This is a genomic window from Methylobacterium sp. WL9 (assembly GCF_008040035.1).
Classification (GTDB): domain Bacteria; phylum Pseudomonadota; class Alphaproteobacteria; order Rhizobiales; family Beijerinckiaceae; genus Methylobacterium; species Methylobacterium thuringiense.
In genome coordinates this window covers 60150-78807 of record NZ_VRVE01000006.1, presented here as the reverse complement: position 1 = coordinate 78807, position 18658 = coordinate 60150, and the positions used below count along the sequence as shown (strand labels likewise).

Below are 18658 nucleotides of genomic sequence, written 5' to 3'. Positions count from 1 at the left end.
CGCGCGGATGAGTTCCAGCGTTCCCTCCCTCACCGACCACGTCGTGCCGCTCGCCGCCGGCTCGCACGTCGCCCTCGCGCACTGGCTCAAGGATACGCTGGCCCTGGCGATGGCCGAGGGCGGCGTCGTGCTGGCACGAGAGGGCGAGCAGCGGACCGTGACGCCACATGGCGAGGCCGGCATCCTCGTGGCCACCGGCGACGCACGCAGGCTCGTCACCGGCGGCGACGACGGCCGCGTGATGTCCGTCTCCGCCGATGGTTCGGTCGCCGAGGTTGCGGCGGCCAAGGGCGGTGCCTGGATCGACGCGCTGGCGTTGCACCCCGACGGAGGCATCGCCTACTCGGTCGGGAAGAACGTCGTATCGCGCGACGCCAAGGGCCGTGAACGGACGTTTGCCGCGCCGACGAGCGCCCGGGGGCTCGCTTTCGCCCCGAAGGGCTACCGGCTGGCGGTGGCTCACTACAACGGCGTCAGCCTCTGGTACCCGAATCTCGAGACGCCGGCGGAACTCGTCGAATGGAAGGGCTCGCATCTCGACGTGACCTGGTCGCCGGACGGGCGCTTCGTCATCACCACGATGCAGGAAAACGCCCTGCACGGCTGGCGCCTCCAGCCCGACCGCGGCCACATGCGGATGTCCGGCTATCCGGCCAAGATCCGCTCTACCGCCTGGTCGCATGACGGCGACTGGCTGGCGACGAGCGGCGCCGAGGCGGCCATCGTCTGGCCCTTCGACACGAAGGAGGGACCGACCGGCAAGGCGCCGCGCGAATGCGGCGTGCGCCCGGCCCGCGTCGCCCGCGTCGCCTTCCATCCCAAGGCCCTCGTGCTGGCGATCGGCTACGAGGATGGCGGCATCCTGCTCGTGCGCTTCGTCGACGCCGCCGAACTGCTGGTACGCCCGGCCGTGAAGGACAGCGCGATCACGGCGCTCGCCTGGGACGCCAGCGGCGGCCGCCTCGCCTTCGGCTGCGCCGACGGGCAGGCCGGCATCCTGACGCTGCCGCGCTGAGGCCGGGATGGCGCTGTTCGGATTCGGCCGGCCGCGTCCGGGAGACGCCGAACGACAGGCCGGGCGTGAGCGCGTCGCGGCCTGGGCGCGCGAGGCCGGCGGCTACGGCGAGGGCGTCGTGCTAAAGGTCAACGAAATCGTCTGCGCCGATCCGGCCTGTCCGGGTTTCGAGACGGTGATCCTGGTGATGGCGCCGGGCCAGCGCAGCGTCGCGCTCAAGATCGTAAAGCCGCTGGCCGATGTCACGCAGGACGACGTCGCGCGTGCGATCCGCGCCGACGGCTGACGATGGCGGCTGGAACAGGCGGCGCGCTCGTGCTCTTTTTATCGAACCCTTCAGGAGACGACCCGTGTTTCGTGTGATCCGCACGTTCGGCCTCGCGCTCGGCATCATCGGCGCGATCATCGCGGCGCAGGCGCCGGAATTCGCGCAGCAATACGCCCAGCGCCTCGGCGGCGCGATCGAGGAATTGCGGCGCCAGATCGCGACGCTCGACTCGGACGCGCTGGCCACCGGCAACACCCGCGAAAGCGCCATCGAAAACCTGCGCAGGAACGCCGACGCCCTGGTCGCCCGCCGCGGCGAGGCCGTGCGGGGCGACGTTGAGCGCTTCCAGGCCCTCGACGCGCAGAAGCAGGCGATCGACGCCGCCGCCTCGCCGCTGGGCAAGACCGTGGCCGTCGCCCGCAATCCCGACGTCGCCGTGGCGCGGGCCGCGTATCGCGATTATCAGCCGGCCGTGCCGACGACGACGGATGGGCTGATCGCCGGCCTCGTCGGCTTCCTCGCAGCCTGGGGCGGCTGGCGGGTGATCACCGATTTCGGGCGCAGCTTGAGCCGGCGGAGAAGACGTCCGGTGCCCGTGACGCGCGCAGTGTGACGGTCCGTCGGCGCGTGTCCATCGAGGCACAGGTGTTGCAGGAGCCCTACAGCGCTGCCGCGACGGCTGAACTAGGAGAAGCATGACGGCGCCTGTACCTGCGCGCCGCGCCGGTCCCGGTTCGAACATGGCGCGCGCGCCCACCACCACCGCCGACCCCGCTCTCGACGCCGCAGCGCTCCTGCGCCGCATCGGGTTCTTCACACTGTTCGTGATCGTGCCGGTGGCCGCCCAGGTCTCGCGCCGCGCCACCGTGGTGCTCGCGCCGATCACGGTGGCGCTCCTCATCATCGCCAGCGCCATCGACGGCAAGCAGCGGCCGCCCGGCGGCGGCATCTTCCGGCTGCTCCGCGCACCGGCCTTCCTCGCCGGCACGCTGGTGATCTTCTGGTCGGCGCTCTCGCTCGCCTGGACGCCGTTCCCCGGGCCGGCGACCGAACGCCTGGCCAACCTCGTCGCCACGATCGTGCTGACGCTCGCCGGCTACCTCGCCCTGCCGGACCGGATGCGCTCGGCCAACCTCTACCTTCTGCCGCTCGGCGTCGGCGCGGCGGCCATCGTCGCCATCCTGATCGGCCTGTTCGGCGACGCCATGATGAGCGACAACGGCGACGGCGACGGCGCGCTGGAACGCGGCTCGGTGCTGCTCGCGCTGCTCGCCTGGCCGGCCGTGGCCTGGCTGCGCTCGCGCCGGCGCGACACCGGAGCGCTCGCCACCGTGCTGCTCGTCGCCGGGGCGCTGCTGCTGGCACCCGGACTGACGCCGCTGCTGGCGCTGGGCGTCGGCGCGCTCGCCTTCGCCCTGACCAACGTCCGGCAGGCCCTCGGTGTGCGGGTGACGGCCCTGACCGCCGCGCTGCTGCTCGCCGCCGCTCCCCTGCTGCCCTTCCTGATCCGTCCGCTCGGCGCCGCCCTGTTCGGGGCGACCGCGCCGAGCGCGCTCTCGCTCAAGGTCTGGCAGAAGCTGGTGACGACCGAGCCGGTGCGCTTCATCACCGGGCATGGCCTCGAGACGGCTCTGCGCGGCCGCTTCGTCGGCCTGCTGCCTGCCAACGCACCGACCACGATGCTGTTCGAATTCTGGTACGAGCTCGGCATCGTCGGCGCCTTCGCCGCCGCCTTCGCCCTCTACGCCTCGATCCGCCGGGCCGGCCGCGACAGCTCGCTCCTGGTCCCCGGGTCCATCGCCGCCTTCGCCACCGTGTTCACCATCGGCTGCATCGGCGTCGGCCTCACCGCGATCTGGTGGCTGACGTCGATCGCCATCGCGGTGCTGGCCTTCGTGGCGATCGAGCGCGGGCAGTTCCGGTCGAGCCGGCCGAAGGCGAGCCTGTTAGTGAAGACGCAGGTGTGAGCGCCGGCCCGGCGCGGCTACCTCAAGAGCCTCATGAGACTGTCTTTCTGGCTTTCCAGCAAAGTGGTACAGATCTCCGCTCGCGGTGGTCTCACACGGTGGCCGGCATGGCAGCGCTCAAGGGCAAGATGGTCGAAGGCGGCCGCATCATCGTCCCAGCCACCGTTCGGAAGAGAATGGGCCTTACCGAGGGCGATGCCGTGTTCATGGAGCTGCATGGCGATGAGCTGCGCATCAGGCCGGCCCGCTCCACCCTTCGGCGTATCCAAGCCAAACTACGTGCTTTTGCACCCAAATCCGGTCTCGTTTCGGAGGAGCTGATCTTCGAGCGTCGTGCCGAGGCGGAACGTGAGTAAGGCTGACTTCGTCCTCGACGCCTCCGCTCTCCTCTGCATCCTTTTCGAAGAACCCGGTGCCGCCAGCGTGGAGGCGGTTCTCGATCGAGCTTGCATAAGCGCCGTCAACTACGCCGAAGTGGTCGCCAAGATGGTTGATCGCGGACAGATGGCCGAGGACGCCATCGCCGATCTGCGTGAGCTCTGCATCGTCGTCGAACCGTTCGACGGCTTGCAGGCCGGAACTTGCGGCGCGCTGCGTGCAGCAACGGGAACGGCAGGTCTTTCGCTCGGCGACAGGGCTTGTCTGGCACTCGCAGCAAGCACCAACGCTGTTGCGATTACTGCCGATCGCGCTTCGGCAAAGATTCAGATCGGCGTTCGGATCGAAGTCGTGCGCTGATCACGCCTCCGCCTGCGCCTCGATCCGCGCCATGTCCTCGTCCGACAGCCCGAAATGGTGGCCGATCTCGTGGACGAGGACGTGGGTGACGAGGTGACCGATGCTTTCGTCGTGCTCGGCCCAGTAGTCGAGGAGCGGCCGACGGTAGAGCCAGACGGCGTTGGGCATCTGGCCAGTCGTGGTTTCGCCAGCCTGCGCGAGGCCTGTACCGCGAAACAGGCCGAGCAGGTCGTATTCGGACTCGCACTCCATCTCGTCGAGGGTCGCGTCGTCGGGAAAGTCGTCGACATGGATGCGCACGCCCGCGCAGAGCCGCCGGAAGGCGTGCGGCAGCTGCGCGAAGGCGTCGAACGCGATGGCCTCGATCTCCGCGAGGGTCGGGGCGCGGTCTTGAAAACGATCTTGGGAGCGGTCGGTCACTGGCCCAGGGCCTCCGGCAGGACGCAAGCCTCGAGGAAGCCGGCGAGGTCGCTGGTGATGTGGTCGATATGCGGCTCCTGCACCGCCTCCTGCTCGAAGCGCTCGCGGAACGGATCAGGCACGGGCGGCACCACGAGCACCGTCGCCATGCCGAGATCGTGCGGCACCACGAGGTTGCGGGCGATGTCCTCGAACAGGGCGGAGCGCATCGGGTCGACGGTGTGCAGGCCGAGGAAGCGCTCGTAGGTCGAGCGCTCGGGCTTCGGCACGAAGCCGGCGGCCGCGATGTCGAAGACGTCCTCGAAATGATCGAGGATGCCGAGCTTGGCCGCCACGTTCTCGGCGTGCCGCCGCGAACCGTTGGTGAGGATGAGCTTTCGCCCGGGCAGGCGCTCGATGGCCGCACCCAATGCCACGTCGAGACGGATCGTCGAGTGGTCGATGTCGTGGGCGAAGTCGAGGAAGTGGTGCGGGTCGATCCCGTCCTCGACCATCAGCGCCTTCAGCGTCGTGCCGTAGCGGTGGTAGAAATGCTTCTGCAGGGCGCGAGCCGAGATCCCGTCGAGCCCGTAGAGCTGCATGACGTAGAGCGTGATCCGCTCGTCCACCTGCGGCCAGACCATCGCGTCGCTCGGATAGAGCGTGTTGTCGAGGTCGAACACCCAGGTGTCGACCCGGCCGAAGCCGCGGCTGTCGCTGGTGCCGAAGCTGGTTTTGCCCTGGACGGCCAAGAAACTCGTCATGCGCTGCCGAGGGAAGGGCGGCCGGATGGCCGCCCCGTAGGATAGGCGCGCGGAGGCGCCAAGGGAAACGCGGCGGCTTAGCCCCGCCGGATCAGCGTGCCGGCGCCGTAATCCGTGAACAGCTCCAGCAGCGCCGCATGCGGCACCTTTCCGTCGAGGATGACCACCGCCTCGACGCCCTGCTCCAGGGCGTAGATGCAGGTCTCGACCTTGGGGATCATGCCTGCGGTGATGGTGCCGTCGGCGATGAGCCGGCGGCAATCCTCCACCGAGAGCTCGGGGATCAGGTTCTTGTCCTTGTCGAGCACGCCCGGAACGTCGGTGAGCAGCAGCAGGCGCTTGGCCCGCAGCGCCCCGGCGATGGCGCCCGCGAAGGTGTCCGCGTTGACGTTGTAGGTCTTGCCGTCGGGACCGTAGGCGACGGGAGCGAGGACCGGGATCAGCTCGGCCTTCAGGACCGCGTCGAGCACGCCGCGCTCGACATGGTCGGGCTCGCCGACGAGGCCGAGATCGATCTCGGTCTCCGTGTCGGTCTCGGGATCGCGCATGGTGCGCGTGGCCCGCTTGGCGCGGACCATGTTGCCGTCCTTGCCGCACAGGCCGATGGCCCGGCCGCCCTCGGCCGAAATCCAGCCGACGATCTGCTTGTTGATCGAGCCGGCGAGAACCATCTCGACCACCTCGACGGTGGCCTCGTCGGTGACGCGGAGCCCGCCCTTGAACTCGGACTGGATGCCGAGCCGGTTCAGCATCCGGCCGATCTGCGGGCCGCCGCCGTGCACGACGATCGGCTTGAGGCCGGACTGCTCCAGCAGCACGATGTCCTCGGCGAAATCCTCGGCGGCTGCGGGATCCCCCATGGCATGCCCGCCATACTTGATGACTACGATCTCCTGATCGTAGCGCTGCATGTGGGGGAGGGCCTGGGTCAGGACCTCGGCGCGCACATGGACGTTCGGCAGCGGATCGGTCATCGCGGTCCTGTCGGCTCCGTGGCTGAGGGCTCTCGCGGCCGGGCTTCTAGCCCAGGCGTAGCGGGATGCGAAGCGGCGATGGGGCGAATTCGGCGCTGACGCCGCATGGCTGCGCCGTTCTGGTCAGATCACCGGCACGCCGCGCTGCTTGGCATGGTCGCCCGGTTCGACGTGGATCGTCACCACGGCGCCCTGGATCTCGCCCTCGATGGTCTCTTCCAGCCGATCGCAGATGGCGTGGGAATCGGCCACCGTCATCTCGCCCGGCACCACGAGGTGGAAATCGATGAAGGTGGCGCTGCCGGCGTGGCGCGTGCGCACGTCATGGGCCTCCAGCGCACCCTCGCTGTGATGCGAGATCAGGCGGCGCAGCTTCAGGACCAGTTCGGGCGAGGCGGCCTGATCCATGAGGCCGTTGAGCGAATCGCGCATCATCGTCCAACCCGACCACAGGATCTGCAGGGCGACGAGGCCCGCCACGAGCGGATCGATCACCAGAACGCCGGTGACGAGCACCAGAGCGAGGCCGAAGACCACGCCGCATGACGTCACCACGTCGGCGATCACGTGACGGGCGTCTGCGACGAGGGCCGGCGAGCGCCAGGCGCGGCCGCGGCGCAGCAGCACCCAACCCCAGGCCGCGTTGATCGCCGTCGCCAGCCCGTTGACGGCGAGGCCGATCACCGGCGTGTCGAGGGGCTTGGGCGTGACGATGCCCTGGTAGGCCTCGCGCAGGATCAGCAGGGCGGCCACGATGATGAGCACGCCCTCGATCACCGCCGAGAAATACTCGGCCTTGTGGTGGCCGTAGGGATGATCGTCGTCCGCCGGGCGGGATGCCACGCGCAACGCCACGAAGGCGCAGATCGCGGCGACGACGTTGATGATGCTCTCCAGCGCGTCGGAATAGAGCGCGATGCTTCCGGTCAGCGAGAACGCACCGAATTTCAGCGCCATCACGAGGGCGCCGATGGCGGCGCTGAGCAAGGCGGCTTTCTCGGTGCGATTCATGGGGCGACCGGACGCTCGCGGATGGGACGGCAAGAAGCGCGGCCATAGCCGCGACCTCGCCCGAAGGCCACGGCACAGGTTTTAGCCGGGGCTATGGGCCTCCCGCTTGCCGCCGCGCTCGCGCGTGCCGATATCCTCGGTCGGGACGCCCCGACGGTCGTCCGGCACTACGGTTCGAGGAGAGGAAAGCGTCATGGCTCTGATCCAATGCACCGCTTGCGACCATCGCATCTCCGACAAGGCCGTCGCCTGCCCGTCCTGTGGACATCCGTCCGGACACGACCGTCAGGGCGCGTTGCGTGTCCTCGGTTCGGTCGCGGGGACCTACATCTCGTCGACGACCCTCGCGAGCCTGGCGCTCGGCGTGACGATGTTCGTCTGCACGGCCGCCGTGCTAATCACCCTGATCCTGCACAGTTAGTGAGGGGCGAGGATCTCGGTCGAGGGGATGCAGAGGACGCATCCCGCGTCGAGAACCCGCTCACATCCTCCGTGCCTTGAGCACCGCGTCGTCGCCGGGGTGAAACGACAATTCGATTTCCAGCACGCCGACCTCGTCGCCCTCGTCCGAGCCTGCAAAGGTGAAGGCGATGTCGTCGGGGCCGGCGAAGCGGATATCGGTAGCGTAGGTCACGACGCCGAAGCAGGATTCGCCGAGGCCGTTCGCCGGAATCGTCATCGTGGCCGGGTCGACCATGTCGAGATAATCCGTGTTCCAAAGGTCGGATTCATAGATCCGCCACGTGCCGATCAGCCGGCTCTCGCTCGCCGCATCCTTACGGACTCCGCCGCGTCGCTTCTTCGGAGGCGTCATCGTGCCACCTCAGGCTGAACCCACGCCGCGCCCCCGTGCGGCCTCCCGCGTGCGGCTCGTATCGGCGAGCGAGCGGGCACGCTCGGCCCTGCGGGCGTAGCTGCGGGCCATCCACTTGAACGACGCGCGCTTCGCCAGATCGTCGAACCGGGCGGCCTCGCGCTCCCAGTAGACGACGAGCTGGCCGTCGAGGGTGACACGGTTGAGGCCGGTAACATCGCTCATGCCGCGATCCTTGTCCGCGGTCCGGGCAAGATCGACCGGGACCGGATAGCGAACGGGGCCGCAAGGCCGCGGTTCCGCGCGCCGCCGCGGCCGACATTTGATTCATCCCGGCGTTCCGTGCTGTTGGCGCGCGATGCGTGTGGACCTGTTCGATTTCGACCTGCCGGAGGCCTCGATAGCCCTGCGACCGGCCAGCCCGCGCGATGCCGGGCGGCTGCTCGTGGTGCGGCCGGGCGAACCGTTCTCGGATCGCGGCGTGCGCGACCTCGCCGGCCTGCTGCGGGCGGGCGACGCCCTCGTCTTCAACGACACCCGCGTGATCCCGGCCCGCCTCACCGGAATCCGGCACCGGCCGGGCGCACCGGGTCAACGCGTCGAGGCGATGCTGCACCTGCGCGAGGCCCCCGACCGCTGGCGCGCCTTCGCCCGGCCGGGCAAGCGCCTCGCCCCAGGCGATCTCTTGCGGTTCGGCGACGACGCGGGCGCCAGCGGTACCTGCGAACTCGGCCGGCTCGACGCCACCATCGAGAGCAAGGGGGAGGGCGGCGAGATCACGCTCCGCTTCGACCTCTCCGGCCCGGCGCTCGACGAGGCCATCATGGCGCAAGGCGCCCTGCCGCTGCCCCCCTACATCGCGGGAAAGCGCCCTACGGACGACCGCGACGCCACCGACTACCAGACGATCTACGCCCGCGAGCCCGGCGCGGTGGCGGCCCCCACCGCCGGCCTGCATTTTTCGCAAGCGATGCTGACCGAACTCGACGCAGCGGGCATCCGGCGGCACGCCGTCACGCTGCATGTCGGCGCCGGCACGTTTCTCCCGGTCAAGGCCGAGGACACCGACGCGCACCGGATGCATGCCGAGATCGGCATACTCGATGCCGGGACGGCCGAGGCGCTGAACCGCACGCGTGCGGAGGGTGGCCGCATCGTCGCCGTGGGCACCACCGCGCTGCGGCTCCTAGAGAGCGCGGCGGATGCGGACGGCACCATCCGCCCCTTCGCCGGGCCCACCGAGATCTTCATCACGCCAGGCTACCGCTTCCGCGCGGTCGACGCGCTGATGACGAATTTCCACCTGCCGCGCTCGACCCTGTTCATGCTGGTCTCGGCGTTTTCGGGGCTCGACACGATGCGGGCGGCCTATGCCCATGCGATCGGCGAGGGGTACCGCTTCTACTCGTACGGCGATTCGAGCCTGCTGTTTCCGGCCTCGGTCTGATAGGGCTCCCTTACCGATCACACCACGCGAAAAGCCCTCTCCCCTCTGCGGGAGAGGGTGGCCCTCGCGTCAGCGAGGGTCGGGAGAGGGGAGCGACGCTTCAGGAGAGGGCGCTCCCCTCTCCCGACCCGCTTCGCGGGCCACCCTCCCCCGCAGAGGGGGGAGGGGTATCCGGCACCGCTTGCGACCCATTGGTAGACGCTCGAACGCATGCCCCAGCCGACCGATTTCAGCTTCTCCGTCCACGCCACCGACGGCGCCGCCCGAACCGGTGCCATCTCGATGCCGCGTGGAAAAATCCGCACGCCCGCCTTCATGCCGGTCGGCACGGCGGCGACAGTCAAGGCGATGTATCCAGAGCAGGTGCGCGACCTCGGGGCCAACGTGGTGCTCGGCAACACCTATCACCTGATGCTGCGGCCGGGCGCGGAGCGGATGGAGCGGCTCGGCGGGCTGCATCGGTTCATGCGCTGGGACGGGCCGATCCTCACCGATTCCGGCGGCTTTCAGGTGATGTCGCTGTCGGCGCTCAGAAAGCTCGACGAGAAGGGCGTGACCTTCCGCTCGCATATCGACGGCACCGCGCATCACATGAGCCCGGAGCGCTCCATCGAGATCCAGGGCCTGCTCGGCTCCGACATCCAGATGCAGCTCGACGAATGCGTGCGCCTGCCGGCCGAGCGCGAGGCGATCGAGAAGGCAATGCGGCTATCGCTGCGCTGGGCCGAGCGCTGCCGCGTCACGTTCGGAGAGCAGCCGGGCAAGGCCCTGTTCGGGATCGTGCAGGGCGGCGACATCCCGGACTTGCGCATCGAGAGCGCCAGGGCGCTCGCCGATCTCGACCTCAAGGGCTACGCCATCGGCGGCCTCGCGGTGGGCGAGCCGCAGGCAGTGATGCTCGCGATGATCGAGACGGTGGAGCCGCACCTGCCGGCGGCCAAACCCCGTTACCTGATGGGCGTCGGCACACCGGACGACCTGATGCAGGCGGTCTCGCGCGGCATCGACATGTTCGATTGCGTGATGCCGACCCGTGCCGGCCGCCACGGACTCGCCTATACCCGCCACGGGCGGATCAACCTCCGCAACGCCCGCCACGCCGAGGACACGCGGCCGCTCGACGAGCAATCGGCCTGCGCGGCGACCCGTGACTACTCCCGCGCCTATCTCCACCACCTCGTCCGCTCGGATGAGATCCTGGGCATGATGCTCCTGACTTGGAACAATCTCGCCTACTATCAGGAGCTCATGGCCGGGATGCGCGCTGCGATCTCGGCCGGCCGGCTGGCGGATTTCATCGGTGAGACGAAGGCCGAATGGGCGCGGGCCGAGGCCGAACGCGCCGCGTGAGGCCTCAGCCCCGCTTCTGCGCCTTCGTGTAGCTGGCGATGGCGGCCCGGCAATCGGGGGAAAGCTTGGCCTTGTTCTGTTTGAAGCAGGCCTTCACCTCGGGTGTATCGGCGGCGTAATCGCTGCAATAGCTCAGGTAATCGCCGGTGCAGTACTGCCGCAGGGCTTCGCGGTCCGGGGCGGGCGTGGCGGCCGGCGCCGCTAGGGCGGCCGTGGCCGTTGCGAGCAGGGCGAAGGAAACGCGGACCAACATCTATCAGGCTCTCTAGCGTCCCGGTCTGGCCGGGCAGGCGGCGTAGACCAAGCGAGTTGGACGAGAGTGCGACGAACACATGATGGCGCCCCGTCAATGAGGCGTCAGGACTTTGTAGAAGCCCGCCGCATCGTCCCGACCGTCGCTCTCGGCCGCCTTCAGCCCCTCGACGATTCTTTTCGCGATCGGCAAGCGGTAGTGCAGGGCGTCCCAGTAGTTCGTGTCGTCACGCGTGACAGGCGAGGGGATCCGGAAATCGATCACGGTGGCGCCGCGCTCCGCTCCGATCCGCGCCACCAACCCCTTGCAGGCGCTTTCGCGCGCGCCCTGGGCCGTGTCAGGCCGCGCCTGAGCCGCGAGGTTCACCGGCATGAAGGCGACGAGCTTGAGAGCGCTCGCAGGCGTTTTTTCCAGTAATCCGTCGAGCCAGGCGAGCGCGGGCATCGGGCCGTCCGACGCCGACGCCTCGGTCTCGGAGGCATCCGTGTCGTCGAGCGCCGTCGCACCGGAATGGATATGCGCTGCTGCTCTCGGCGCGTCGTAGCTCCACTCGGGCGGGGTGAACACCGCGAAGCCGTCGCCGCGGATCCGTTCCGGCGCGAGGCCGAGGCGGTGCAGCAGCACGCCGCCCGCGATGGTGAGGCTGCGCCAATTCACCTGCCGCAGGACCGCACCGTTCGCCGCCTCCTCGTAGAGCCAGGACGGGAAGGGCCGGAAGGTCAGGCGCCGTCGGTCCGCATCGGCCTCGCACCAGGTCACGTCGAGGGCGAAGATCATCGCCTTGGCCTCGACGTGGCGCAGGAACAGCCCGGCGAGTTCGCTCTGCTCGTAGGGCGTCGCGGCGTTCATCGCGAGGTTGGCGAAGCGGGCACCGAAGGCTCGATCGAGATCGCGCGGGTCGAGGAGCCGGGCCGTCGAGGTGCCGATCACGGCGGCGTCGTAGCCCCCGGAGCGCGCGACCTGCGGATAGAGGAAGCGCTGGTTCGAATCCATCAGCGGCCCCGGCGGACGGCCGGGTGCCGCGCGCAGCCCGTAGGGGTCGAGCGCGGCGACGAAGCCGATCGCGGCGAGGCCGAGCAGGACGGCGGTCGCGGCAAAGCCCGTGCCGAAGCGACCCCACGCCGCTTCGTTGCCCGGCCCGGACACCGCGCCTCAGTGCAGCTTCACCCGCGCCACGCCCCGGCGGGTGAGCGCGCGGGCGAGGGCATCCAGGCCGGTCTTGATCATGCCGTTCACCGCCATCTCGTGCATCTTGTAGAGCGAGCGGTACATCACGCGGGCGAACAGCCCGGCGATGAACATGTTCTTCCCCTGGATGAAGCCCATCAGGTTGCCGACCGTGGTGTAGTGGCCGAGCGAGACCAGCGAGCCGAAGTCGCGATACTTAAACGGCGTCGCGGTCTTGCCGGCGAGCCGGGCGACGATCTGCTTGTAGAGATACGCGGCCTGCTGGTGCGCAGCCTGGGCGCGGGGCGGGATCGGCGTGTCCGAGCCCTGCTCGACGAGGTAGGCGCAGTCGCCCATGGCGTAGATGCTCGGATCGCGCGTGGTCTGCAGCATCGGGGTGACGACAAGCTGATTGCTGCGCGTGGTCTCAAGGCCGCCGACACCCTGCAGGAAGGGCGGCGCCTTCACGCCGGCCGCCCAGACGACGAGCTCGGAGGGGATGAAGCCCCCGTCGGCGAGCTGCACACCCTCGGCGTTCACTTCCGTGACCCGCGATTTCACGCGGACCTCGACGCCGATCTTCGAGAGCAGCGTCATCACCTCGCCCGACAGCCGCGCGGGCACGGCCGGCAGGATGCGGTCCGCCGCCTCCACCAGGGTGATCTTGAGGTCTTTCGACGGGTCGATCTTGTCGAGGCCGGTCTTGGCGACCTCACGGGTGGTACGATGGAGCTCGGCCGCAAGCTCGGTGCCGGTGGCGCCGGCACCGATCACGGTGACATGGAGCTGGCCGGCGCGGACCGGGCCGACCTGGGTGTGGGCCCGCAACATGCCGTTGACGAGACGCTGGTGGAACCGCACCGCCTGGTCCTGGGTGTCGAGGGCGATGGCGTGTTCCTTCACCCCCGGCGTGCCGAAATCGTTGGTGGTCGAGCCCACCGCCATCACCAGCGTGTCGTAGGGGATCTCGCGCACCGGCGTGATCTCGCGGCCCTCGCTGTCATGGCTGGCGGCGAGGTGGATCACCCGGCGCTCGCGGTCGAGGCCGGTCATCTCGCCGATGCGGTAGCGGAAATGATGCGCGTGGGCGTGATGGAGATAGTCGACCGCATGGTGGCCGACGTCGAGGCTGCCGGCGGCGACCTCGTGCAGCAGCGGCTTCCAGATGTGGGTCCGCGCCCGGTCGACCAGGGTGACGTGCGCCTTGCCCTTGCCGAGCTTGTGCCCGAGCTTGGTCACGAGTTCGAGGCCGGCCGCTCCGCCGCCGACCACGACGATCTTGTGCCGGTCCGTGACCGCTTCACCCGGAACCATTCCGCACCCCGTGCTTGAGCCGTCGGCCCTGCCGCCGCCATGCCCCATGGCGACGAAGGCCTACGTTGGAACGTCTATACATCACGCCCGCGCGATCGGCCTATCTCGCCCGTGCGCGAGGGGGTCGCAGTCGCGAGGTCAGCGTGCCGGCGCGCCGGGCTGCCGGAGCGGATGCGCCCGGGCGACAGCATCGAGCGCCAGACATTCCTCCGCGACCCGCTTCACGGTCGGGTAGGGTGCCGTGTCGACCCCGAAGATGCCGGTGCCGGCCCAGAGGCTGGCGAGGCAGAGATCGGCGTGGCTGACGGCATCGCCTTGCATGAACCGGCCGGTGCCGGCCTCGGTCGAAAGCCGTTTCTCCAGCGTGTCCAGCCCTGAGGCGAAGGCGAACTGCAGGAACTCCAGGCCCTGCTCCTTCGAGAGGCCGTAGGCCGTCATCAGTTGCTTGCGCACCCGCGGCGTGTAGAGCGGATGCGTGTCGCAGGCGATGAGCTGCGCCAGGGAGCGGGCGCGGGCACGCTTCCGCGGATCGGCCGGCAGCAGCGGCGACTCCGGATGCGTCTCCTCCAGATAGTCGAGGATCGCCAGCGACTGCGTCAGCGGCGGACCGTCGTCGACAAAGAGCGCCGGCACCGCGCCCTGCGGGTTGATCGCCAGGAATTCGGGCTTCCGGTGATCGCCGGCATCGAGATCGAGAAACACCTCGTCGTAGGCGATGCCCTTGAGGTTCAGCGCGGCCCGCACCCGGAACGACGCCGCCGAGCGCCAATTGCCGTACATCTTCATAAGCTTGCCTTCCGTCACTCGCCCGCCGTCTCCGTCACACCACCACCGTGATGGCCCGCGCCGCCCGCGTCAGGCCGGTATAGAGCCAGCGCGCCCGGTGCTCGCGAAACGCGAAGGATTCGTCGAACAGGACCACCTTGTCCCATTGCGAGCCCTGCGCCTTGTGGACGGTGAGGGCGTAGCCGTAGGTAAACTCGTCGGTCTCGCGGCGCATGGAGAACGGGATTTCCTCCTCGCTGCCCTCGATGATCTGGCGCAGCACCTTGATGTCGACGGCGCGCTTCCGGGCGGCCGGGTCGTCTTCGGAGACGACATCGAGGCGGATGGTGTCTGGGCGCGGCGGGGCGCGCAGGGCCTGCACCGTCCAGGTAGAGCCGTTGAGCAGGCCCTTGGTGCGGTCGTTCCTCAGACAGACCAGTTTCTCGCCGATGGACGGCATCGGGTCCTTGTGGCCGGCGAGTTCACGCAGGCGGTTGTTGTAGAGCCGGCGGGTCTTGTTCATGCCGACCAGCACCTGATCGCAGTCGAGCACCTCGGTCGGATCGAGCGTCCGCCGCGAGACGACGCGGCTGTCGCCGAAGGTGCCCAGTTCCAGCCGGCCGCCTTCGCGAACCGTCATCGCCATGCGCACGATCGGGTCGTCCGCCGCCTGCCGGTGGACCTCGGTGAGCATCACGTCGGGCTCGGCCTCGGTGAAGAAGCCGCCGCCGCGTACCGGCGGTAGCTGGGCCGGATCGCCGAGCACCAGCACCGGCTTGTCGAAGGCCAGCAGATCGTTGCCGAGGTCGGAATCGACCATCGAGCATTCGTCGATGACAATGAGGTCGGCCTTGGCCGCCGGACCCGAGCGGTTCAGCGTAAAGGTCGGGCCGCCCTCGTCGCCCTCCTTGGTGCGGTAGATCAGGCTGTGAATCGTCGCGGCATCGTGGCAGCCTTTCTGGCGCATCACGGACGCCGCCTTGCCGGTGAAGGCGCCGAACAGCACGGTACCGTCGACGTCGTCGGCGATGCGCCGCGCCAGCGTGGTCTTGCCGGTGCCGGCATAGCCGAACAGGCGAAACACCTGATCGCCGCCGCCCTTCATCCATTGGGAAATCGCCTTGAGCGCCGCCTCCTGCTGGGGCGCGTAGGCCTTCGGGAGATCGGCCGTCACGGCCAGCGCACGGTCGGCGGCAGCGAGGACAGGATCGAGGCGACGTTGCCGCCGGTCTTCAGCCCGAAGATGGTGCCGCGATCGTGCAGCAGGTTGAACTCGACGTAGCGCCCGCGCCGGACCTGCTGCTCGATCCGGTCTTCCTCGGTCCAGTCCTTGGCGAGATTCGAGAAGACGATCTCGGGATAGGCCTTGAGGAAGGCCTGACCGACGTCGCGTGTGAAGGCGAGGTCGGCCTTGGGATCGCCGGTCCAGTGATAATCGTAGAAGATTCCACCGATACCGCGCGGCTCCTTCCGGTGCGGGAGATAAAAATACTCCTCGCACCATGCCTTGTATTTTTCGTAGTCAGCCGCCGGCGCGTGAGCGTCGCAGGCTTGCCTGAGGGAGGCGTGGAAAAGCTTCGTGTCCGGGTCTTCCTGATTGCGGCGGCGCTCCAGAACCGGGGTCAGGTCTGCCCCGCCGCCGAACCACGCCTTCGTGGTCACCACGAAGCGCGTGTTCATGTGGACCGTCGGCACGTTCGGGTTCCACGGATGGGCGATCAGCGAGATGCCGGTGGCGAAGAAGCGCGGGTCCTCCGAGGCGCCCGGCATCTGCGCCCGGAACTCCGGCGCGAATTCACCGTGCACCGTGGAGATGTGGACGCCGGCCTTCTCGAAGACGCGGCCCTTCAGCATGGACATGACGCCACCACCACCCGGCGCGCCGCTATGGTCGGTCCGCTGCCACGGCGTTTTTTCGAAGACTCCCGGCTCCGACGGCGCATCGGGATGGAACGGCCCCGCGGCTTGATCCTCCAAAGTCTCCAGCGCCGTCACGATCCGGTCGCGCAGCGTGGCGAACCACGTCTGCGCGTCGGCCTTGATGGCGACGAGGTCGCTCTCGCTCGGGAGGGGGAGGTTCATCGCGGGCTTCTGCATGGCCCCAGCGATGTCCCATCCCGAGCGGGAGGCGTCAATTCGCTAAACCGCGAGTCCGACCTCCACGAGGTTGTCGCTGAAGGTCGGCGAGTGGCCCATGCCACCGTACTTCGAGGACGAGACCACGTTCACCGCGCCGTCCCGGTTCAGCGAGTGCCAGTACCCCAGCGAGGCCACGACGAGGCCCGGCGGTACGTCCTCGGTCACCTGGGCCTGCCCATGGAAGGTGCCGCGTTCGTTGAAGACGCGCACCAGCGCGCCCTCGGTGATCTGCCGGCCCGAAGCGTCGGATGGATTGATCAGGATTGCCTGCTCGCCCTGGCGGGCGATCTTGTGGGCCTCGTTCGCGTATTGCGAGTTGAGGAAGCCGTGGCTCTTCGGCGAGACGATGTTGAGCGGGAAGCGTGCGGCGAGCGCCCCGTTCGTCTCGGGCCGCTCGTTGGCCGGCACATAGCCGGGCAGGGGGTCGAGGGCCTCGCCGCCCTGTTCGGCCTCGTACATCTGCCGGAAGGGCGGGGCGACGAAGTTGCCGTTATCGAGCGCTCCTTGCGAGAAAAACTCGCACTTGCCGGACGGCGTCGGGAAGTTACCCTCGGCATGCGGCGTGCGAGTTTCGGCATCGCCGATGTTCAGGCGGTACCAGCCCTGCTCGCGGAAGTGCTCCATGCTGGCGCCGGCCATCTTGGGGCTGTCCCAGTCGAGATACCACTCCATCAGCTCGGTCTCGCTCATGGAGAATTGCGGGTCGTCGAAGCCGAAGCGCTTGGCGAGACGCCGAAACAGCTCGGCGTTGGAGACGGTTTCGCCGGGCGGCTCGATCGCCTTCTGGTTCAGCGTGAAAAAGAAGTGCCCCCACGAGAACATCATGTCGTCGTGCTCGGCCGCCATCGTGGCCGGCAGCAGGATGTCGGCATAGCGGGCCGTGTCGGTGACGAAATGCTCGCTCACGACCGTGAACAGGTCTTCGCGGGCGAGGCCCTTCTTGATGGCGGCGGTCTCGGTCGAGTTCGAGACCGGGTTGGCGTTGTAGACCATCAACGCGTGGATACCGGGGCTGAGTCCGGCCTCGCCGTTCAGCACCGCGCCGAGCTTCAGCACGTTCACGGCGCGGGTGCCCTGCGGGATCCAGTCCGGCCGGCAGACGCGGTCCCAGTGCACCGGGAATTCCCAGAGCGGCATCTGGTAGACGCCGCCGCCGGGGTCCTTCCAGGCCCCGGTGAGAGCCGGCAGCGAGAAGATCGCGCGCAAGGCCTGCGCACCGCCGGCACTGCGTTCGACGGCCACGCCCGGCCGGATCGCAGCGTTGCGAGTCGTCGCGTATTCGTGCGCCAGCATGCGGATGTCCGCCGCCGGCACACCGCAGATTTTTTCCGCGTATTCGGGCGTAAAGGGCTCTGCCCGCTCCTTCAGCTGGTCGAACCCGACCGTGTATTGCTCGACATATTCGGAATCGATCAGGTTGCCGTTGATGATGCAGTGGATCAGCGACATCGCCAGCGCGCCGTCTGTGCCGGGCTTCGGCATGATGTGCCAGTCGGCTTCCTTTGCCGTGCGCGAGCGGTAGGGGTCGATCACCACCACCTTGGCACCGGCGCGCTGCGCTTCCTTCACCACGTGCCAGTGGTGGATGTTGGTGGAAATCGAGTTGCAGCCCCAAATGATGATGTACTTCGACTGGGTGAAGCTCATCGGATCGAGGCCGTTGGTCGGCCCGACGGTGAGCAGCCAGGCCGTGCACGAGCCGGAGCCGCAGAAGGTCTTCTCCGCGACGCTCGCGCCGAGCTTGTTGAAGAACGCGTCGCCGACGGTGAGGCCCTGCACCACGCCCTCGTTGCCGAGGTAGTTGTAAGGGAGGATCGCCTCGCGGCCGTGGGTATCGCGGACCTCGCTGAAGCGGGCGTGGATCTCGTCCAGAGCCTCGGTCCAGCTGATGCGGGTGAACTGGCCCGAGCCCTTCGGGCCGGAGCGGCGCATCGGGTAGAGCACCCGGTCGGGATTGTAGTGATGCCGCTCGAAGTCGTTGATCTTGCCGCACAGCGCGCCGCGGGTCATCGGATGGTCCGGATTGCCCTTAACGTGGATCAGCCGGCCCTCCTCGATCGTGTAGATCATCGAGCAGGTGTCGGGGCAGTCGTGCGGACAGGCGCCGAGCTTGGTGGTTTGCGTGGCAGGCATCGGCGTGTCTCTCCCGGCAGGCGCCTTGAGGCGCTTTTGTGCCGGGAGGATTTCGCGGGCGCGCTTTTAAGTCAATTATAATTCTAAGAACGGGGTCTCGCCCAACCCCGGCATCGCGAGGCAAGGCGCCGATCCGGTCG

Annotated in this window: 22 protein-coding genes; 9 read left to right on the top strand and 13 right to left on the bottom strand. The window is 68.5% G+C overall.

Going from position 1 to position 18658, the window contains the following annotated elements:
• Window positions 1-7: 7 nt before the first annotated feature.
• The 6 genes from FV217_RS04215 to FV217_RS04190 all read left to right on the top strand — a co-directional run bounded on the left by FV217_RS04215 (window position 8) and on the right by FV217_RS04190 (window position 3988).
• The gene (locus tag FV217_RS04215) at window positions 8-1015 is read left to right on the top strand and encodes a WD40 repeat domain-containing protein (RefSeq protein WP_147814608.1); all 1008 of its coding nucleotides are present in this window, start codon (window positions 8-10) and stop codon (window positions 1013-1015) included.
• Window positions 1016-1022: 7 nt separating this feature from the next.
• Complete coding sequence (locus FV217_RS04210) at window positions 1023-1301, top strand: hypothetical protein (RefSeq protein ID WP_147814607.1); 279 nt, start codon at window positions 1023-1025, stop codon at window positions 1299-1301.
• A gap of 64 nt (window positions 1302-1365) precedes the next feature.
• A complete protein-coding gene (locus FV217_RS04205; RefSeq protein WP_147814606.1) occupies window positions 1366-1896 on the top strand; it encodes a DUF2937 family protein in 531 nt (176 codons plus the stop codon).
• Window positions 1897-2023: 127 nt separating this feature from the next.
• Window positions 2024-3250 (top strand): peptide ABC transporter permease, encoded by a 1227-nt coding sequence (locus tag FV217_RS04200; RefSeq protein ID WP_147814695.1) that lies wholly within the window; start codon window positions 2024-2026, stop codon window positions 3248-3250.
• 107 nt (window positions 3251-3357) lie between these two features.
• A complete protein-coding gene (locus FV217_RS04195) occupies window positions 3358-3606 on the top strand; it encodes an AbrB/MazE/SpoVT family DNA-binding domain-containing protein (RefSeq protein ID WP_147814605.1) in 249 nt (82 codons plus the stop codon).
• On the top strand, window positions 3599-3988 hold the full coding sequence (locus FV217_RS04190) for a type II toxin-antitoxin system VapC family toxin (RefSeq protein ID WP_147814604.1): 390 nt from the start codon (window positions 3599-3601) through the stop codon (window positions 3986-3988). Before FV217_RS04195 ends, FV217_RS04190 begins: the two co-directional genes overlap by 8 nt.
• On the opposite strand, the gene FV217_RS04185 is transcribed toward FV217_RS04190, so the two are convergent.
• From FV217_RS04185 to FV217_RS04170, 4 genes are all read right to left on the bottom strand, one after another.
• On the bottom strand, window positions 3989-4408 hold the full coding sequence (locus tag FV217_RS04185) for a metallopeptidase family protein (RefSeq protein WP_147814603.1): 420 nt from the start codon (window positions 4406-4408) through the stop codon (window positions 3989-3991).
• On the bottom strand, window positions 4405-5139 hold the full coding sequence (locus FV217_RS04180) for a pyrimidine 5'-nucleotidase (protein ID WP_147814693.1): 735 nt from the start codon (window positions 5137-5139) through the stop codon (window positions 4405-4407). Before FV217_RS04180 ends, FV217_RS04185 begins: the two co-directional genes overlap by 4 nt.
• 89 nt (window positions 5140-5228) lie before the next feature.
• Window positions 5229-6125 carry an acetylglutamate kinase gene (gene argB, locus FV217_RS04175; RefSeq protein ID WP_147814602.1) on the bottom strand — a complete coding sequence of 299 codons (897 nt, stop codon included), beginning with the start codon at window positions 6123-6125 and terminating at the stop codon, window positions 5229-5231.
• A 123-nt stretch (window positions 6126-6248) separates the two neighbouring features.
• Window positions 6249-7136 carry a cation diffusion facilitator family transporter gene (locus tag FV217_RS04170; RefSeq protein ID WP_147814601.1) on the bottom strand — a complete coding sequence of 296 codons (888 nt, stop codon included), beginning with the start codon at window positions 7134-7136 and terminating at the stop codon, window positions 6249-6251.
• Between the two features lie 193 nt (window positions 7137-7329).
• Here FV217_RS04170 and FV217_RS04165 point away from each other — a divergent pair, with 193 nt between their 5' ends.
• Entirely contained in the window at window positions 7330-7557 is a 228-nt protein-coding gene (locus FV217_RS04165) for a hypothetical protein (protein ID WP_147814600.1), read from the top strand.
• Window positions 7558-7617: 60 nt separating this feature from the next.
• Here FV217_RS04165 and FV217_RS04160 read toward each other — a convergent pair whose 3' ends face one another.
• Together FV217_RS04160 and FV217_RS04155 are read right to left on the bottom strand one after the other, a co-directional pair.
• A complete protein-coding gene (locus FV217_RS04160) occupies window positions 7618-7950 on the bottom strand; it encodes a hypothetical protein (protein ID WP_147814599.1) in 333 nt (110 codons plus the stop codon).
• A gap of 9 nt (window positions 7951-7959) precedes the next feature.
• Window positions 7960-8175: a hypothetical protein gene (locus FV217_RS04155; protein WP_147814598.1), complete on the bottom strand. Its 216-nt coding sequence runs from the start codon at window positions 8173-8175 to the stop codon at window positions 7960-7962.
• A gap of 133 nt (window positions 8176-8308) precedes the next feature.
• Here FV217_RS04155 and queA point away from each other — a divergent pair, with 133 nt between their 5' ends.
• Together queA and tgt are read left to right on the top strand one after the other, a co-directional pair.
• On the top strand, window positions 8309-9397 hold the full coding sequence (gene queA, locus FV217_RS04150) for a tRNA preQ1(34) S-adenosylmethionine ribosyltransferase-isomerase QueA (RefSeq protein WP_147814597.1): 1089 nt from the start codon (window positions 8309-8311) through the stop codon (window positions 9395-9397).
• 210 nt (window positions 9398-9607) lie between these two features.
• Complete coding sequence (tgt, locus tag FV217_RS04145) at window positions 9608-10747, top strand: tRNA guanosine(34) transglycosylase Tgt (protein ID WP_147814596.1); 1140 nt, start codon at window positions 9608-9610, stop codon at window positions 10745-10747.
• 4 nt (window positions 10748-10751) lie between these two features.
• Here tgt and FV217_RS04140 read toward each other — a convergent pair whose 3' ends face one another.
• The 7 genes from FV217_RS04140 to FV217_RS04110 form a co-directional block, all read right to left on the bottom strand.
• Window positions 10752-11000 (bottom strand): hypothetical protein, encoded by a 249-nt coding sequence (locus FV217_RS04140; protein WP_147814584.1) that lies wholly within the window; start codon window positions 10998-11000, stop codon window positions 10752-10754.
• Between the two features lie 93 nt (window positions 11001-11093).
• The gene (locus FV217_RS04135) at window positions 11094-12146 is read right to left on the bottom strand and encodes a hypothetical protein (RefSeq protein WP_147814572.1); all 1053 of its coding nucleotides are present in this window, start codon (window positions 12144-12146) and stop codon (window positions 11094-11096) included.
• Between the two features lie 6 nt (window positions 12147-12152).
• Window positions 12153-13481: an NAD(P)/FAD-dependent oxidoreductase gene (locus tag FV217_RS04130; protein WP_147814570.1), complete on the bottom strand. Its 1329-nt coding sequence runs from the start codon at window positions 13479-13481 to the stop codon at window positions 12153-12155.
• A 138-nt stretch (window positions 13482-13619) separates the two neighbouring features.
• Complete coding sequence (gene maiA / locus FV217_RS04125) at window positions 13620-14267, bottom strand: maleylacetoacetate isomerase (RefSeq protein ID WP_147814691.1); 648 nt, start codon at window positions 14265-14267, stop codon at window positions 13620-13622.
• Window positions 14268-14301: 34 nt separating this feature from the next.
• Window positions 14302-15420, bottom strand: a complete 1119-nt coding sequence (locus FV217_RS04120; protein WP_147814568.1) for an AAA family ATPase — start codon at window positions 15418-15420, stop codon at window positions 14302-14304.
• Window positions 15417-16328 carry an oxygen-dependent coproporphyrinogen oxidase gene (gene hemF / locus FV217_RS04115; protein WP_238232233.1) on the bottom strand — a complete coding sequence of 304 codons (912 nt, stop codon included), beginning with the start codon at window positions 16326-16328 and terminating at the stop codon, window positions 15417-15419. Before hemF ends, FV217_RS04120 begins: the two co-directional genes overlap by 4 nt.
• Before the next feature lie 57 nt (window positions 16329-16385).
• Window positions 16386-18518, bottom strand: a complete 2133-nt coding sequence (locus tag FV217_RS04110; protein ID WP_147814564.1) for a molybdopterin oxidoreductase family protein — start codon at window positions 18516-18518, stop codon at window positions 16386-16388.
• Window positions 18519-18658: the final 140 nt, after the last annotated feature.